Annotated in this window: 15 protein-coding genes; 2 read left to right on the top strand and 13 right to left on the bottom strand. The window is 35.9% G+C overall.

Going from position 1 to position 16639, the window contains the following annotated elements:
- Positions 1-97: 97 nt before the first annotated feature.
- The 3 genes from LNP19_RS06625 to LNP19_RS06635 are packed head-to-tail and all read right to left on the bottom strand — an operon-like array spanning position 98 to position 1327.
- Positions 98-676, bottom strand: a complete 579-nt coding sequence (locus LNP19_RS06625; protein ID WP_230063994.1) for a Crp/Fnr family transcriptional regulator — start codon at positions 674-676, stop codon at positions 98-100.
- Entirely contained in the window at positions 676-1011 is a 336-nt protein-coding gene (locus tag LNP19_RS06630; protein ID WP_230063995.1) for a DUF6370 family protein, read from the bottom strand. Before LNP19_RS06630 ends, LNP19_RS06625 begins: the two co-directional genes overlap by 1 nt.
- A gap of 58 nt (positions 1012-1069) precedes the next feature.
- Positions 1070-1327: a DUF983 domain-containing protein gene (locus tag LNP19_RS06635; protein WP_230063996.1), complete on the bottom strand. Its 258-nt coding sequence runs from the start codon at positions 1325-1327 to the stop codon at positions 1070-1072.
- A 198-nt stretch (positions 1328-1525) separates the two neighbouring features.
- Between LNP19_RS06635 and LNP19_RS06640 the strand changes: the two genes are divergently transcribed.
- The gene (locus tag LNP19_RS06640; RefSeq protein ID WP_230063997.1) at positions 1526-2386 is read left to right on the top strand and encodes a helix-turn-helix domain-containing protein; all 861 of its coding nucleotides are present in this window, start codon (positions 1526-1528) and stop codon (positions 2384-2386) included.
- Between the two features lie 3 nt (positions 2387-2389).
- Here the strand turns inward: LNP19_RS06640 and purT are convergent, their stop codons facing one another.
- The 3 genes from purT to LNP19_RS06655 all read right to left on the bottom strand — a co-directional run bounded on the left by purT (position 2390) and on the right by LNP19_RS06655 (position 6158).
- A complete protein-coding gene (purT, locus tag LNP19_RS06645; protein ID WP_230063998.1) occupies positions 2390-3550 on the bottom strand; it encodes a formate-dependent phosphoribosylglycinamide formyltransferase in 1161 nt (386 codons plus the stop codon).
- Between the two features lie 275 nt (positions 3551-3825).
- A complete protein-coding gene (locus LNP19_RS06650) occupies positions 3826-5013 on the bottom strand; it encodes a pyridoxal phosphate-dependent aminotransferase (protein WP_230063999.1) in 1188 nt (395 codons plus the stop codon).
- Between the two features lie 50 nt (positions 5014-5063).
- Positions 5064-6158, bottom strand: coding sequence for a fatty acid desaturase family protein (locus LNP19_RS06655; protein WP_230064000.1), 1095 nt, complete (start codon positions 6156-6158; stop codon positions 5064-5066).
- 108 nt (positions 6159-6266) lie between these two features.
- Between LNP19_RS06655 and rsmG the strand changes: the two genes are divergently transcribed.
- A complete protein-coding gene (rsmG, locus tag LNP19_RS06660; protein WP_230064001.1) occupies positions 6267-6899 on the top strand; it encodes a 16S rRNA (guanine(527)-N(7))-methyltransferase RsmG in 633 nt (210 codons plus the stop codon).
- Positions 6900-6993: 94 nt separating this feature from the next.
- Here the strand turns inward: rsmG and pruA are convergent, their stop codons facing one another.
- The 7 genes from pruA to LNP19_RS06695 form a co-directional block, all read right to left on the bottom strand.
- Positions 6994-8625, bottom strand: a complete 1632-nt coding sequence (gene pruA, locus LNP19_RS06665) for an L-glutamate gamma-semialdehyde dehydrogenase (protein ID WP_230064002.1) — start codon at positions 8623-8625, stop codon at positions 6994-6996.
- 171 nt (positions 8626-8796) lie between these two features.
- Positions 8797-9183, bottom strand: a complete 387-nt coding sequence (apaG, locus tag LNP19_RS06670; protein WP_230064003.1) for a Co2+/Mg2+ efflux protein ApaG — start codon at positions 9181-9183, stop codon at positions 8797-8799.
- An 81-nt stretch (positions 9184-9264) separates the two neighbouring features.
- On the bottom strand, positions 9265-10521 hold the full coding sequence (locus tag LNP19_RS06675) for a type IX secretion system plug protein (RefSeq protein WP_230064004.1): 1257 nt from the start codon (positions 10519-10521) through the stop codon (positions 9265-9267).
- A gap of 82 nt (positions 10522-10603) precedes the next feature.
- On the bottom strand, positions 10604-11374 hold the full coding sequence (locus LNP19_RS06680) for a class I SAM-dependent methyltransferase (protein WP_230064005.1): 771 nt from the start codon (positions 11372-11374) through the stop codon (positions 10604-10606).
- Positions 11374-12192, bottom strand: coding sequence for a type I methionyl aminopeptidase (gene map / locus LNP19_RS06685; protein WP_230064006.1), 819 nt, complete (start codon positions 12190-12192; stop codon positions 11374-11376). Before map ends, LNP19_RS06680 begins: the two co-directional genes overlap by 1 nt.
- 131 nt (positions 12193-12323) lie before the next feature.
- Positions 12324-13841 (bottom strand): 2,3-bisphosphoglycerate-independent phosphoglycerate mutase, encoded by a 1518-nt coding sequence (gpmI, locus tag LNP19_RS06690; protein WP_230064007.1) that lies wholly within the window; start codon positions 13839-13841, stop codon positions 12324-12326.
- 244 nt (positions 13842-14085) lie between these two features.
- On the bottom strand, positions 14086-16482 hold the full coding sequence (locus tag LNP19_RS06695) for a DUF5916 domain-containing protein (RefSeq protein ID WP_230064008.1): 2397 nt from the start codon (positions 16480-16482) through the stop codon (positions 14086-14088).
- Between the last annotated feature and the right edge of the window lie 157 nt (positions 16483-16639).

A 16639-nucleotide genomic window follows, 5' to 3' on the forward strand; every position in this document is an offset into this window, starting at 1 on the left:
ATACAAATTTACAACCATTGAAAGGAGTAGGCTCTTAATGTAGATTAAGAAAAGTAGTATTGCGTTTTTAAGACTCTAAATTGCGACTGAAGACGACTTATTGATTTCTTAGTAATCTGCTTTTCATCTTACTGAAAAATTCGGGTGTTACGCCTATATAAGAAGCAATCTGCTTTTGAGGAATTTTTTGGGTTAAAGTGGGGTATTTTTCGCAAAATTTTTCAAAGCGTTCTTCGGCCGATAAGCTTAAACTGTCCATTAGTCTTTGTTGATTAGCCACTAGGGAGTTTTCGGTCAGAATTCTAAAAAAGCGTTCGAATTTTGGTATTTCGATATAAAGCTGTTCTTGGTTTTCTTTTGAAAGTAATACCACTTCGGCATCTTCCAGAACTTCAATAAAGAGATTACCGGGTTTTTGTGAAATTAAACTATACATATCGCTAATCCACCAGCCTTCACAAGCAAAACTAAGCACATGCTCGACAATATTATCATTGATGTTGAAACTCCTGAGTGTTCCTGAATTTACAAAGTAAGAATGTTTACAAACTTGGCCGGAATTCAACAAAATGGTTTTGGCTTTAAAATGATGGACTTCAGTTTTGGACAAAAAAAGTTGCTGCTCTTCTGGACTAAGCGAGATGTGTTTGTTGATATTGAGTAGAATGAGGGACACTATTTTTGGTCTTTTTTCTTTTGCTCGGGAAGTACTTTGAAATGCGTAACCACAAAGCGATTGTTTTTTATTTCGCCAACAACTTCTGCTTTCTTAATAACGGCACAAAAACCGTCATCGGCATGGGCGTCGCCATGGGAATCAATCGAAGTTCCATCTACAAAATAATTTTTCCCGTCAATGCGCACTGCTAAATCACAGCCGTATCCTTCCATTTTAAACTGGCATTGTCCGCAGGCTGCATCTAGAATTTGTGTTTTTGGCTGTTCTTTTTTATCTTGGGCAGTGGCTACTAATACTGAGAACAGGAATATAGAAGTTAGAATTTTTTTCATTTCGTTTCAAATTTATTCCGACCAATATAGTACTTTTTTGGATTGCTATTTCAAATTTTTACATCGAATAATTTTTGAACATATAAATCCATAATAATCGCGAGAGTCTAATGTTAAAGGAGGCCATTGCGAGAATAACTACACCTATAATAGGAATGAGTCTTAAATCGAAAGCTTTGTCAAAAAAGAATTGGGCAATGACATAAGTGGCAATACTTTCGGCTACGGTCAGGCCATAACTGACATACATGGCACCGAAGAAAAAACCAGGTTCTTTTTCGAATTTGTACTGGCAATGAGAACAATGGGAGTTCATTTTTGGGAATCCAAATTTAAAAAAGATGCTTTTTTCTTTAAAAATTTTGCCTTGATGACAATGAGGGCAGTCATTGTTTAGGATGTGGGCAATTGTGCTTGACATTTTTGTTATTTTTTTTCAAAGATATCTATAAGCTATGTTTCAGATGTTTTCTATATTCGCTTATTATAGCACAATAAAGACATTTTTAAGCTTATGAAAAAGTATCCTATTTACAATATTCAGCGGTTTAACTGTAATTCAGTTAATGGCGATTTGTATGTCAATACGTTCAAAAACCATTTGATAGATCATAGTTTTGTAGAGGAACCTCATAGGCATAGTTTTTATGTTTTAACCTTTTTTACTAAGGGTTCCGGTTTTCATGAAATTGATTTTGACACTTATAAGGTGCAACCGGGAAGTGTTTTCATGATGCAACCCGGACAGATGCATCATTGGAATTTGTCCGATGATGTGGAGGGATTTGTTATTTTCTATTCTCAGGAAGTGTATAATCTTTATTTTGGACAAAAAGGAATTGAAGACTATTCTTTCTATCATTCAATTAATAGTGTTCCCGAAATTATTTTTGATCATGCTGAATCAAAAGCTTTGTTGCCTTATTTTAATAGTTTAATTGTTGAAAACCAAGGAAACAAAGCATTAAAGCAAGATAAAATAATGAATTTGCTAGATATCATTCATATTGAAATTGCTCGAAAATATAGTGAAACCTATGTATATGAAAAGCATTCTTATAATGTGAAAATCAGTGAATTTGAGAAGCTTTTAGAAAAAAAATTCAAAGATCAAAAAGCAGCATCTTTTTATGCTTCACAACTCAATATTACATTAAAGCATTTGAATCGAATATGTAATGAGATCCTGAAAAAAACAACCACAGATGTTATTACCGATAGGATTATTCTCGAGGCAAAGCGTATGTTGATGGACAAGAAAATGACTGTCAATGAGATTGCTACCGCATTGGGATATGATGATTATTCCTATTTTTCTAGATTTTTCAAAAAAAACACTACTGTTACTCCCACAGATTTTAGGGTTTCTAAATGAAATTTATGAGTGTACAGAGATTAAATCGGCTGCTTTTTTAGCTCGTTCGACAATTTGTTCGATTGGAGTTTCTAAGCTGCCATAGGTCAAAGCGACACCCATTCTTCTATATGGTCTTGATGTAGGTTTGCCAAAAAGTCTGAAATCAGTTTTGGGTAAACAAGCGATTTTTTCAATTCCGCTAAAGCTTGGATTGTTTGAGTTTGCTGTGGCTAAAATTACAGCACTGGCTCCTGCTTTTTCTAAGGTAATTTCGTAAATAGGTAAGCTTAAAATAGCTCTTAGGTGCAGTTCAAATTCGTTGAAATTTTGTGTACCTGCCAAAGTTACCATTCCGGTATCGTGTGGTCTTGGAGAGAGTTCCGAGAAATAAACACCATCATCTGCCAAGAAAAACTCGACTCCAAAAAGTCCTGCGCCTCCTAAAGCTTCAGTTACTTTTTCGGCCATGTCCTGTGCTTCGTATAAGTCTTTGTCCGAAATTCTAGCGGGTTGCCAGCTTTCTTGGTAATCACCTCGTTCTTGACGATGTCCTATCGGAGCACAAAAAAGTGTTGGATTGTTATTTTGAGTAACGGTTAATAAAGTGATTTCGGAATTGAATTTCACAAATGCTTCAACGATAACTTCTACCACATCACCTCGGGAACCTTCTACCGCATAATTCCATGCTTTTTCAATGTCCACTTCGGTTTTTATGGTTGATTGTCCTTTTCCTGACGAACTCATCAATGGTTTTACCACACAAGGCATTCCAACGGCTTCGACTCCTTGTCTTAATTCTTCGGCAGTTGTAGCGTAACGATAAGCAGCTGTTTTTAGTCCTAAATCTTTAGCGGCCAAATCGCGAATGGCTTTGCGATTCATAGTAAAGTTAGCCGCTTTGGCAGAGGGAACCACTGTGATTCCTTGTTTTTCGTAATCGTAAAAACGCTCGGTACGGATGGCTTCTATTTCTGGAACGATAAAATCAGGATTGTGTTTAGCTACAATGCGATCCAAAGCTTCACCATCAAGCATGTTGATGACTTCAAAGTCATGAGCTACTTGCATGGCTGGTGCGTTTTCATAGCTATCAACAGCAATAACGGTTTGGCCGATGCGTTGGGCTGCAATTGTAAATTCTTTTCCTAATTCGCCTGAACCTAGCAATAGTATTTTCATCGTTTTTAAATCTAATTTGAGATGTAAAAATACTGAATTGCTTTTTTTTGAGCGATAATTCGCTGATTATTTTGTGTTATATATTATGTTTTGCGGATTGAGTATTTTCGCCTTGTTAGTTTTATTCGCGTGAAGGATAGTAGCGGCATCCTTTTATGAAGCCTAGCGGAATAAAAGCTAGAGCGAATAGCCTGACCCGCTTTTTTTGGCGGGGCACGCCCAAAAAAAATGCCCCAAGTTTCCTTGAGGCAAAATGGTATAGAATGCGTTTTTGACTACAATGCCAAAGCGTTTTTGATTCTTTTTAAAGCTTCTTTTAAGATTTCGTCGCTTGTTGCGTATGAAAAACGAATACAATCTGGATTCCCAAAAGCATCACCTGTAACTGTGGCTACGTTAGCTTCGGCCAAAAGGTACATTGATAAATCCATCGCATTTTTGATTTCGGTTCCTTTTAATGTTTTTCCGAAGAATGAAGAAACGTCTGGGAATACATAAAAAGCACCTTCAGGAACGTTGATTTTTACTCCTGGAATTTCTTTTAATAATCCAACTACTAAATCTCTACGGTTGTGAAAAGCTTGAACCATTTCGTTTAATACAGCAGGGTCAGCATCTAATGCGGTGATTGTAGCGCGTTGTGCAATGGAGTTTGCTCCAGAAGTTACTTGTCCTTGGATTTTAGTACAGGCTTTTGCGATAAATTCTGGTGCTCCTATATAACCAATTCTCCATCCTGTCATTGCAAATGCTTTGGCAACTCCGTTTACAGTGATTGTTCTTTCTAGCATTCCTGGGATAGATGCGATACTGCAAAAAGTCCCTGAAAAATTAATATGTTCATATATTTCGTCAGCCACAACATAAATATTTGGATATTTTTCCAATACTTTAGCTAAGGCAGTTAATTCTTCTCTGCTGTATACTGAACCACTTGGGTTGCAAGGAGAAGAGAACCACATCATTTTAGTTTTTGGTGTGATGGCAGCTTCCAGTTGTTCAGCTGTGATTTTGAAGTCCGTTTCTACAGAAGTTGGAACTTCTACAGGCACTCCACCGGATAATTTTACGATTTCGAAATATGAAACCCAATATGGAGCTGGTAAGATTACCTCGTCACCGTCGTTTAACATTACTTGTGCAATATTGTATAAAGATTGTTTTGCTCCTGTTGAAACGACAATTTGTGAAGGTTTGTACTCTAAATTATTGTCTCTTTTGAATTTTCTGCAGATTGCTTCTTTCAATTCTAGATATCCTTCTACTGGAGAATAAGTGCTGTAGTTCTCGTCAATTGCTTTCTTTGCTGCTTCTTTGATGAAATCGGGCGTGTTAAAGTCCGGTTCTCCTAAGCTTAAGCTGATAATGTCTTTTCCTTGCGCTTTTAATTCTCTGGCCAAAGCTGCCATTGCTAGTGTTTGCGAGGTAGCCAGGTTGTTGATTCTGTCTGAAAGTGGATTCATTGTAAATAGGTTGTAGTTAAATATTTTTAGATACGTTTTTAGTTCTCTTGTTAGTTAAGTTCCGGTTTCATTCCTAACTCTTTTAGATGCTTGAAGTGAGCAATAACGGCACTTCGCATCGTTTTGTATTCGTAATAAGGCAGATTGCATTCTTGTGCGGTTTCACGAACAATTTTGGCAATTTTACCGTAGTGAATGTGACTTATATTCGGGAATATATGGTGTTCTATTTGGTGATTTAAGCCACCGGTGTACCAGTTTACTATTTTGTTTTTTGGAGCAAAATTAGTTGTCGTGAACAATTGATGAATTGCCCAAGTGTTATCCATTTCTCCTAATTCATTTGGGGAAGGGTTGGTTGTTTCTTCAACAACATGTGCTAATTGGAATACGATGCTTAGGATTAATCCGGCTGTATAATGCATGACAAAGAAGCCTATCAGCACTTTCCACCATGTGATTCCAATGATTATAGGCAATGCAATCCAGATAGTCACATAGATTATTTTTGTTATGATCAAAGTTGTCCAAAGGATTTTTGGACTTTTGGCTTCTCCGTAAGATAATTTTCTTTTAAGGTAGTTTCTCATCTGTTTAAAATCGGTTGTAATCGCCCAATTGAATGTAAGCAAACCGTATAAGAAAACAGAATAATATTGTTGGAAGCGGTGAAAGCTATGCCATTTTGCACTTTTCGTAAAACGGATGATTCTTCCTGCATCCAGATCCTCGTCATGGCCGGGAATGTTTGTATAGGTATGATGTAAAACATTGTGTTGTACCTGCCAGTTGTATACGTTTCCGGCTAATACATAAATGGTTCCTCCCATTATTTTATTAATCCAGCTTTTGTTTGAATACGATCCATGGTTGCCATCGTGCATGACATTCATGCCAATTCCAGCCATTCCAATCCCCATAACAATGGTTAAAAGTAAGTGAGCCCAAAACGGCATATCAAGGGTTAGAATAAGAAAATAAGGAACAAGAAAAACTGTAAATAAGATGACAGCTTTGAGGTGAAGTTTCCAGTTTCCGGTTTTTTGGATATTATTTTCTTTAAAGTAGTTGTTAACTCGGGAGTTAAGTGTTCTGAAAAACTTCAAAGGATCTTGCTTAGCAAATGTAGGAGCAGTATTATTCATATAAAATTGAAATAGTTTCCAAAGATAATTATTATAAATTTTCAATTTGCAAAATTGAGTTAAATATTTCCAAGCTAAAAAGAGTACTTTTGTTAAAAAATTAGACTGATGGACGAGATTCTTAAGTATTTTCCTAATTTGACTGAGGCTCAAAAAGAGCAATTCGCGAAATTAGACTTGCTATATCATGATTGGAACGAAAAAATAAATGTTATTTCAAGAAAAGATATTGATGCTTTGTATACAAAGCATATTTTGCATTCTTTGGGAATAGCTAAAATAATGAAATTCGAACCCGGAACTTATGTACTGGATGTGGGTACTGGCGGCGGTTTTCCCGGAATTCCATTGGCGATACTTTTTCCTGAAACACGATTTTACCTGATTGATGTCATTGCCAAAAAAATAAAAGTCGTTCAGGCTGTTGCCGAAGCCTTGGAGCTTAAAAATGTTAAAGCAGAACAAATTCGCGCCGAAAACGTAAAAGGAGACTTTGATTTTATCGTTAGTAGAGCGGTTACTAATATGCCTGATTTTGTTTCTTGGGTGAAAACTAAAATCAAGAAACAGCATAAACACGAATTAAAAAACGGAATTTTATATCTAAAAGGTGGAGATTTAACAGAGGAATTAAAAGACTTCCCAAAAGCAACGCAGTACGATCTAGCTGATTTTTTTGAAGATGAATTTTTCGAAACTAAAAAAGTAGTGCATTTACCGTTAAAGTTTGTTGCGCAATAATTAAGTTTTTTTATTTAAAGACAAAACCCACAAGAAATCAACTAATTGAATCTTGTGGGTTTCTTATATAATGTCACTTGAGGCAGGTCTCAGACTATTCTTCTCCTAAAAATGGGTATCTGTAGTCTACTGGAGTTACAAAAGTTTCTTTAATTGTTCTTGCTGAAGCCCAACGCAATAAATTTTGCATAGAACCTGCTTTATCATTGGTTCCTGACCCTCTTGCTCCACCAAAAGGTTGCATCCCTACTATAGCTCCAGTTGGTTTATCATTGATGTAGAAGTTACCAGCAGCGTTTTGTAATTTTACAGTAGCTTCTTCAATAGCGTAACGATCTTGACTGAAAACAGCACCTGTTAAAGCGTACTCAGATGTAGTGTCAACTAATTCTAAAGTTTCGGCCCATTTAGCGTCTTCATAAACATAAATAGTTACAACAGGTCCGAATAATTCGGTTTCCATTGTAGTATATTTTGGGTTTGTTGTCAAAATAACCGTTGGTTCAATGAAATAACCTTTTGATTTATCATAATTTCCACCAATAATTACTTCAGCATCGCTATCTTTTTTAGCTTGATCAATATATCTAGCTAATTTGTCGAAAGAACCTTCAGATATAACAGCAGTGATAAAGTTGCTCATGTCTTCCGGAGAACCCATCTTCATCGATTTTAAATCGGCTTCTAATTGAGTTTTTACAGCTGGCCACAAACTTTGTGGAATATATACACGAGAAGCAGCGCTACATTTTTGCCCTTGGTACTCAAATGCACCGCGAGAAATCCCTGTAGTTACTTGTTTTGCGTTAGCTGATGGATGTGCAATAATGAAATCTTTTCCACCTGTTTCTCCTACAATTCTTGGGTATGTTTTGTATTTGCTGATGTTTGTTCCAATTTTTGCCCAAATATCATTAAAAACTCCAGTTGAACCGGTGAAGTGAACTCCAGCGAAATGTGGATTTGCTAATAAGGTTTCGGTTACCATTCCTGAATCTCCCATTACCATGTTGATTACACCATCAGGTAATCCGGCTTCTTTAAATATTTGCATCAATAAATTTGCTGAATATACTTGGGTTGCAGCTGGTTTCCAAACTACAACGTTACCCATTAAAGCAACACAAGAAGGTAAGTTTCCAGCGATTGCTGTAAAGTTAAAAGGAGTGATCGCGTATACAAAACCTTCTAATGGTCTGTATTCAACGCGGTTCCACATGTCTGATGTTGACTTAGGTTGTTCGTTATAGATTTGCGTCATGTATTCTACGTTGAAACGTAAAAAGTCAATAAGTTCACATGAGGCATCAATTTCGGCCTGGTAAATAGTTTTAGATTGCGCAATCATAGTTGCTGCATTAATTTTAGCTCTGTATGGTCCTGCGATCAATTCGGCTGCTTTTAAGAAGATAGCTGCACGTTGTTCCCACGCCATTTTTGACCATGTCTTTCTAGCTTCAAGTGCTGTTGAAATGGCTTTTTCGATATGTGATTTTTCAGCTTGATGGTATGTCCCTACAATATGTTGGTGATCGTGAGGCGCTGACATTGTTTTAGTGTCTCCGGTTCTAATTTCTTCGTTTCCAATGTAAAGAGGAACGTCAATTTTAGAATTCCACATTTCTGCGTAGGCCGCTTGAACAGCTGCTCTTTCTGGTGAGTTAGGTGCGTAGCTCTTTACCGGCTCGTTTACTGCTTTTGGTACATGAAAAAATCCTTTTAGCATGATGTTGTAATTTGTTAATCTGTTTAAATACAGATAAGATTAGACATTAAAAAAAATAAATTACGCTAATGATTGCGAATAATTTACTGCCCAACAAAAGTACAAAGGATAAATTAAAAATGGTATAAATAAACGATAAGAAAATCAAAAATAACTTTAGAAATCAAAAGCTTAATTTAACGCAAATGGTGCGCATAACCTAAAGGTAGGTACGAAAACTTTGAAGTTTTTTGTGCTTGTGAAATTAATCATGTTAAAATAGCCTTTCATCGAGCCGAAAGGAGATGATAGTAAGCAGCCGGAACTATAGGTGTGGCGTTCGCCTGGTTTTAAAACAGGTTTTTTTCCAATAACTCCCTCTCCGTCAACAATTTCGACATCATTTAAAGAGTCAAATATTTCCCAATGGCGAGATATCAGTTGAACAGAATCTTTACTGTGGTTTTCAATTGTGATTTGGTAACTAAAGGCAAAGTGAATTTTGTAGTTTTTGAAGTAGGTTCCTTCAAAACTAGTCAATACTGATATTTTTATACCTCTTGTAATTTGAGTTACCATATTTGAACAGTAAAGGGGTGCGTTACAGAAACAAAAATACAAAATTTTTGCTTTGGTTTTGTTGTTTATGCGGATGTTTTTTTAGTTGATGATATTTGTTGAATTTGTAGTGCCTTTTCCAATTACACGATCGTATCGATCGGTATTTTCTCGGTAATAAACTAAAATGGTGTAATCATTTTCCGTTTGGTAGAAATTACCATCTATGGCATTTGGGTAGTCAATTTTTTTATTGGTGTCAGCCACAGTATATTCAAAATTTGTAAATCCTTGTTTGATTAAAAGAGCTTTTTCATAAATCCCTTTTTTTGGGTTATAGTCCATTTTGTATTCTGGGGTCAGGCTGTAATTGTTGAACATACCATTGATGTAAATGTCTTTATTTAAACGGAAAGTTGGGGCAGAAAGACTAAAGTATACCCAAGCATAATCCGCTTCAATTTCATCATTTGCTGCATTTAAGTTTCGAACAACAAAGTTTCCATTAATATCTTGGGTGATGGAATAAGGGAAATTTGTTCGGGCATTGTTTGTGTATAGATAAGAATTGTAAATATCAGTACTTGAGTCCACTCGTGACACATTGTTGTTAGCAGCTCTTATATCTTTGTTTTCAAAATATAAAAATTCATTTCCTGCCCAAAACTGGGTTTCTGCATCGTATTTGTAAATTAAATCATTGCCAATGGTGTATTGAGGTTTGATGTTTTTAATGGCGGAGTTGAATTTTCCGTTTTGAAGCAATACTACTTTGATGTTTTTTAGAGGGTTTTGGAACGTGATAATTTTTGATTTTATAGTGAACTCTAAGTTTTGCTTGGATTCTAAATTAGGTACAGTTCGGGCTCTTTTTACTTGGATAGGAACGCTTGCTACATCTTCATGAAGGATGAATTTTCTCGAAAAGACAAGTTCTCTATCGCTGTTTAAAACTTTGAGCATGTAATTCCCGCTAATAAGCAATTGCTGGGTGTGCTGATTGGGAATTGCTAATTTGTAATGCGAGTAAATTTGTAAGGTGTTGAAAGAATTTGTATAGTCCTGGATTCTTTGATTGTCAAAACCCTGTAGATATTCATTTTTTGGGATATCAGTAGGAATCCAGTTGTAGTCACAATGGATAATTTCATAAAAATAATCGGCTTCATTTCCAAATAAATCATCAAACTGCAATTGAAATCCACTTCCTAATGGGAATATTGGAATTGCATTTTGATTGTTTTGGACAAACGAAACTGTTTTTATGTTATATGGTGGGCTTACTTCATTCTCTACTTGGGCAGCAGCTGAAGTAATAAAAAGGAGTAGGATTATTTTTTGTAAAAAAGATTTAAGCATAATAATGGTATTGCTAAAGTGTAAATATAACAAATAAAGTAGTACCATTATTATGCCAATCTGTCAAAGCTTTTTTTGGAGCCTATTTAAAACAAACAGGGATAATTTCCCCTTTTGCTAAACAATATTTCTCTACTAATTCTGGCGAGATTTTGTTTGTGTAATCTTCTTCAACTACTTTAAAGCCAATGCTTCTTAATTTATCAAAATAATCGCGTCCGTAAATTCGAACGTGATCGTATTGCCCAAATATCTTAGCGCGCTCTTTTTGGTCTGTAATCGTGTCATCTGCAAATGTTATGGCTCTTGATAAATCTTGCGGAATTTGTAAAACGGCCATTCCGCCGGGTTTTAAAACCCGGAATAACTCCTGCATTGCTTTGGTGTCATCCGGAATGTGCTCTAAAACGTGATTGCACAAAATGACATCGTATTGATTGTCCTCGAAAGGCAAATCACAAATATCAGCTTTTACATCGGCCAAAGGCGAAAACAAATCGGTTGTGGTATAATCCAGGTTTTTTTGTTTTCTGAATAATTTATAAAAAGCCTGTTCGGGTGCAAAATGCAGGACTTTCTTTTTTTCTTTAGAAGTAAAAAAATCAGTTTCCTCGTTCAAATACAACCAAAGTAATCGGTGTCTTTCGAGTGAAAGTGTACTTGGCGAAAGCACATTGTTGCGTTGTGTTTCGTATCCATAAGGCAACATCGATTTAAAACTTTTTCCGTCAATAGGATCGGTATATTTATTTCCTTTTAATGAAAAAGCGATAATAGGACGCGCAACATAACTTAAACGAATAAGTAATGGGCGAGGTATGGTATTGAGTACGAGTTTGAAGAGTTTTTTCATTACAGAACTAAAGGTGTTTTTCTAAATTCATCCTCTTCGTTACTCACAATTCCTAATGCTTTATAGATGTATCCAAAAGTAGATAGTATTTCTGGCTTTCCGTCAATAATAGCTACATCATGTTCAAAATGGGCGCTTGGTTTTCCGTCAGCGGTGGTAATTGTCCAGCCATCTTTGTGTTGTTTGATGTTGCGAGTTCCCAAGTTAATCATCGGTTCAATGGCAACAACCATTCCTTCGATAAAAAGTTTTCCGCGACCACGTTTTCCGTAATTAGGCATTTCTGGATCTTCATGCATTTTTTGACCAACTCCATGTCCTACTAATTCACGAACAACACCGTAACCGTGTGCTTCGGTATATTTTTGAATAGCATTTCCAACATCTTCCACGCGGTTACCAAGTCTGAATTCTCTGATTCCAACGTATAAAGATTCTTTGGTTACCTGTAATAATTTTTTTACCTCAGGAGCTACTTCGCCAATTTCAAAACTGTAGGCATGATCCCCATGATATCCATTTTTGTAAGCGCCACAATCCACCGATATGACATCGCCACTTTCTAATGGTTTGTTATTTGGGATTCCGTGTACTACCTGAGAATTTGGGCTCATACAGAGTGAATTTGGGAATCCGTATAAACCAAGGAAACTTGGAACAGCTCCGTGGTCACGAATGAATTCTTCGGCTAATTTGTCAAGATATAAAGTGGTTACTCCTTCTTTGATTTCAGAAGCAATCATTCCTAATGTTTTTGACACGATTAATGCGCTTTCGCGCATTAATTCTATTTCTTCACGTGATTTAACTATAATCATATTTCTTGTTTTCAGTTGGCAAAAGTACGATTTTATAAGAACTTATAAAATCAAAGTAGTTTATAATAAAAAAAGCTGTCCCGATTGGAACAGCTTTAGTTGAGAGTTGTTTGGATTTTAATCCAATTTTTTTATAAAAGAGAATGACAAGTCATTACCTCCGGTTTTTCGATTCCCATTAAATCCAGCACCGTTGGAGCAATATCGCCTAAAACACCATCATGAATCACTTTCAAATCTTTGTCTACTAAAATAATTGGAACCGGATTGGTTGTGTGAGCCGTGTTTGGGCTTCCGTCAGGATTAATCATGGTTTCGCAGTTTCCGTGATCGGCAATTACAATTGTGGTGTAATCGTTGGTTAGGGCGGCGGTAATTACTTTTTCGACGCATTTGTCTACAGCTTCACAGGCTTTGATGGCGGCACTCATAATTCCGGTATGGCCAACCATGTCTCCGTTGGCAAAATTAAGGCAAACAAAATCCACTTCTCCTTTTTCAAGTTCAGGAACTAAGGCGTCTGTCAATTCATAAGCGCTCATTTCCGGTTGCAAATCGTAAGTAGCGACTTTTGGAGAGTTTTTTAAAATGCGGCTTTCGCCAATAAAAGGTTCCTCTCTTCCTCCTGAGAAGAAGAAAGTCACGTGAGGGTATTTCTCAGTCTCGGCAATTCGTATTTGTTTTTTGTTCGCTTTTTCTAATACTTCTCCTAAGGTTTCGGTGATGTTGTCTTTATTGTAAACGACTTTTACATTTTTATAGGTTTCGTCATAATTAGTAAGGGTAACATAATACAAGTTCAACTTGTGCATGTTTTGTTCATGACAATCTGTTTGGCTTAATACTTCTGTTAATTCTCTTCCTCTGTCGGTTCTGAAGTTAAAGAAAATAACAACATCATCGTCTTGAATTGTTGCCAGCGGTTTGTCATTTTCGTCTACCATGACAATAGGATGGATGAATTCATCTGTAATGTCATTTTTGTAACTTTCTTCTATGGATACATCAAGATTTTTGGAATGAGTTCCTGTTCCGTTTACAATTAAATCATAGGCAAGTTTCACTCTTTCCCAACGCTTGTCACGATCCATTGCGTAATATCTTCCAATTACCGAAGCAATTTTTACCGAAGTATTTGCAATATAATTTTCCAGATCCTGAATGTATTTTTTTCCAGATTTTGGATCAACATCACGACCATCAGTAAAGGCATGAACGAATACATCTTTCAAACCATAATCTTGGGTTGCGTCAATCAAACCTCTTAGATGAGAAGTATGCGAATGAACCCCACCATCAGAAACCAATCCTAAGAAATGTACTTTTTTATTATTGTCTTTGGCGTATTGAAAAGCATCTTTAAGTACTTGCTCTTTTGCTAAAGTTTTATTGGCCACAGCCAGATTTATTTTGGCTAAATCCTGATATACGATTCTTCCGGCACCCAGGTTCATATGTCCTACTTCGCTATTTCCCATTTGGCCTTCCGGCAAACCTACATTTAAACCATCAGTTCTAAGTTGGGCGCTTGGATAATTCTTGTAAAGACTGTTTATGAATGGAATATTGGCATTGTCAATTGCAGAAACTTTAGGGTCGGGCGATTTTCCCCAACCGTCTAAAATCATTAGAATTACTTTCTTGTTCATTTTGATTAATTTTATACAAATATAAAGTATTTCTAAAATCTTCATTGCGAACAAAATCACAATTATGTATTTGCAAGCTAAGAGCGTTGAAAAATCACAAATGCATTTTCTATCACAGTTTTTTTTAAATTAATTATAACTCCCTTGCGCAGTTGATGTGTGTTGAATTGTTTTTCTTTGTTTTATGCGAAGGGATTTTAGCAATGATTTTGGGGAAGACTGCTTTTGTAAGGCTTGCCGAAAATTAAAATTTGTTTTTTACGGAATTGTAATCAATAAAATAGCGGAGACTTATCGAAAAGATATTAGTCATGTTGCTGTTGAAAACATTTTTCAGATTGGTGTTTAAGCTTTTCTCGACATCGGGGGTGCTTTCTTGTGCATAGTTTCGGTACAAAATCGATAATTCGCTGCCGGGCGCAAACCACCAAGAGTAGGATAAATCAAAATTCCAAGAATTGAAATTTCTGTTTTTATTCAAAGTGTAGTCGTCGTTTTGAGCTAGATAGCCATTTTGTTGTAAATTAAAGAATTTACTGTTTTCAGAATAAGACCAATAATAACGAGCGGTAAGGTTTAAGGTCATTTTATTGCTCAAGGCATATTTTCCTGTAAAATCATGTTGGGCAATTTCCCTGTTTCGTTGGGCAAAAATAATATCGGTATTTGTGAAAGCGACCCATCCTCGATCATTTTCTTTACGGGTATAATCTAAGGTGTATTCTAATGAGAGCTTGTCATTGAATCTGTATTTGGGTCTAACGGCAACGCCATAGGTGATTCTTCCATCTTCGTCAAACTTTGCTCCTGAGATGGTGGCATCAATTGTTAGGGGATTGTTTCTGTTAGATTCAATGCCTAAATAGGAGGAAACACTTCTGGGAATGTAAACGTAACTTCCATAATTACGAGGTTCGTAAAAATCAAACTTTTCAAGAGGATTTGCAACCAATGCAAATTCAACGTAATGATTTTTTAAAGTACTTGCTTTTATTATGGTTTTGTACCAGGCTTCTTGTGTTTTTCCTGTTGTATTTTGAGATTCAAAATTCAGTTCCTGTTCTATTTTTAATTTGTTGAATAGAGTAGTAGGGTTCAATATTCGATAGCTCACATTGGCCGAAGCGCCGTGGTAATTGTTGTAAAAAATAATACCTAGATCGTTTATGTCGTAATTTTCAGAAAGGTATCTTCCGGTAAAAAGATAGCGGTATCTCCCGCTAGTTTTTGCGAAGTTTAATCCCGCTTTAAAACCATTGTAATCTTCAATGTCATTGATAGTGCTGTATTTGAAATCTCCATATAGATTATAAGTATTGGCTTTGGTGCTTAAATCAAAAAGTAAGGCTGAAACATTGGCATCTCTAAAACTGCCGTTACGTGTGGTGTTTGTGTTGATAAAAGAAACCGAAGAATTTTGTCTAAAACGTTGGTCTAAGACTAAAATGTTATAATTGGTCAAGGGTTCTACGACTTCTTTTCTGCTTTCGTTTGTGTCGTTGTTCAGAATCTCGGCATAAGTTTTCTCGGTAACGGCATTTAAGAAACCAATTCCCAAACCATTCTCTGTTCGGCCAGAAACTTTTACCGCATTAATTAAATCAACTTTGCTCGGATAGTTGGTGATTTCTTCATTTGTTACTAGTCCAGGTCCAGTGGTAGGGGCGCCACCAATTCTTCGGGAATAAAATAAATTTCCTAAGTTGAATAGATTGGTTCCTTCGGTAAAAAAAGGTCGGTTTTCTTCGAGTTTTTGTTCAAAAGGTTCCAAATTCAAGATTGCATTGTCGAATCGCGTCTGTCCAAAATCCGGAACTAAAATCGCATCCAAGGTAAAAGAATCATTGATGCCATATTTGATGTCAAGACCCGCTTTGAATGTTCGGTCAGAGGCAAAATCATCTTCTTGATAATAGGCAGAAGTATAAGGAATGAAAAAAAGACGTGTTGCGGTTTTCATATTTTCAATACCTTCAAGAGTTCCTGCTTGGGCAATTATAGCACCAATTTTAGTATCGACGTGATTCCAAGTGTACTTTTGCACATCTCGTTTTATTTCTCGCATGAAATTCAATCCCCAAATTTGTTTCTGAGTGTTTGAAAAACGTAAAGCAGCGTAAGGGATTTTCATCTCAACAACCCATCCAAAATTGGTTATAGCAACCTTACTGTCCCAGATTGCATCCCAAGTGAAATCTTCATTGTCTTTTGTTGCTAAACAATCCATCTGAACTCCGGCAGCACTAACATAAAATCTAAAATCTTGCTGACCATCATTAAAGCCGTTTATGGAAACTGAAAAATGATCTGATACCCCAAAAACATCGCGATTGGTTATTTCTTTTTGGATTTTTTCAGGTTCGTTGTCGTATAAAATTGCCGAAATATAAATAGCGTCGTTGTCGTACAATACCTTTACTTCTGTTTTCTTATCTTTGTTTATTGGTTTGCCATTGTCTGGTTCAAACATGATGAAATTGGTAGCAACTTCAGTATTTTCCTTCCAGGCATCCTCAATTATTTTTCCGTCAACAGTGATACTTTCTGTAATAGATTTCGCTTTTAAACTCTTTTTTTGGCTAAAAGCGGAAAAATTAAATAAAATTAAAAAGTATAACGGTAAATAGTGAAATTTAGACATAAATCAGAGGTATAGGTAAGCAAAAATAACATAATTAACACAATAAGCAAATCTTTAACATTTTTAGATGTCTTATTTTGATTACAAAATCGCTTTTTTCGCTTTTGTTCGTTTTAGAAAAACAATCTTATGTTATATATTTGGAGCCATTCAAAAA

Source organism: Flavobacterium acetivorans, from assembly GCF_020911885.1.
Lineage (GTDB): Bacteria > Bacteroidota > Bacteroidia > Flavobacteriales > Flavobacteriaceae > Flavobacterium > Flavobacterium acetivorans.

Excerpts from the sequence above, each read along its gene's own strand:
- gpmI (WP_230064007.1), bottom strand. The coding sequence starts at position 13,841 with ATGAACAAGAAAGTAATTCTAATGATTTTAGACGGTTGGGGAAAATCG.
- rsmG (WP_230064001.1), top strand. The coding sequence starts at position 6,267 with ATGGACGAGATTCTTAAGTATTTTCCTAATTTGACTGAGGCTCAAAAA.
- LNP19_RS06675 (WP_230064004.1), bottom strand. The coding sequence starts at position 10,521 with ATGCTTAAATCTTTTTTACAAAAAATAATCCTACTCCTTTTTATTACT.
- LNP19_RS06630 (WP_230063995.1), bottom strand. The coding sequence starts at position 1,011 with ATGAAAAAAATTCTAACTTCTATATTCCTGTTCTCAGTATTAGTAGCC.
- LNP19_RS06695 (WP_230064008.1), bottom strand. The coding sequence starts at position 16,482 with ATGTCTAAATTTCACTATTTACCGTTATACTTTTTAATTTTATTTAAT.
- LNP19_RS06635 (WP_230063996.1), bottom strand. The coding sequence starts at position 1,327 with ATGAACTCCCATTGTTCTCATTGCCAGTACAAATTCGAAAAAGAACCT.
- LNP19_RS06650 (WP_230063999.1), bottom strand. The coding sequence starts at position 5,013 with ATGAATCCACTTTCAGACAGAATCAACAACCTGGCTACCTCGCAAACA.
- LNP19_RS06680 (WP_230064005.1), bottom strand. The coding sequence starts at position 11,374 with ATGAAAAAACTCTTCAAACTCGTACTCAATACCATACCTCGCCCATTA.
- purT (WP_230063998.1), bottom strand. The coding sequence starts at position 3,550 with ATGAAAATACTATTGCTAGGTTCAGGCGAATTAGGAAAAGAATTTACA.
- map (WP_230064006.1), bottom strand. The coding sequence starts at position 12,192 with ATGATTATAGTTAAATCACGTGAAGAAATAGAATTAATGCGCGAAAGC.
- apaG (WP_230064003.1), bottom strand. The coding sequence starts at position 9,183 with ATGGTAACTCAAATTACAAGAGGTATAAAAATATCAGTATTGACTAGT.
- LNP19_RS06655 (WP_230064000.1), bottom strand. The coding sequence starts at position 6,158 with ATGAATAATACTGCTCCTACATTTGCTAAGCAAGATCCTTTGAAGTTT.
- pruA (WP_230064002.1), bottom strand. The coding sequence starts at position 8,625 with ATGCTAAAAGGATTTTTTCATGTACCAAAAGCAGTAAACGAGCCGGTA.
- LNP19_RS06640 (WP_230063997.1), top strand. The coding sequence starts at position 1,526 with ATGAAAAAGTATCCTATTTACAATATTCAGCGGTTTAACTGTAATTCA.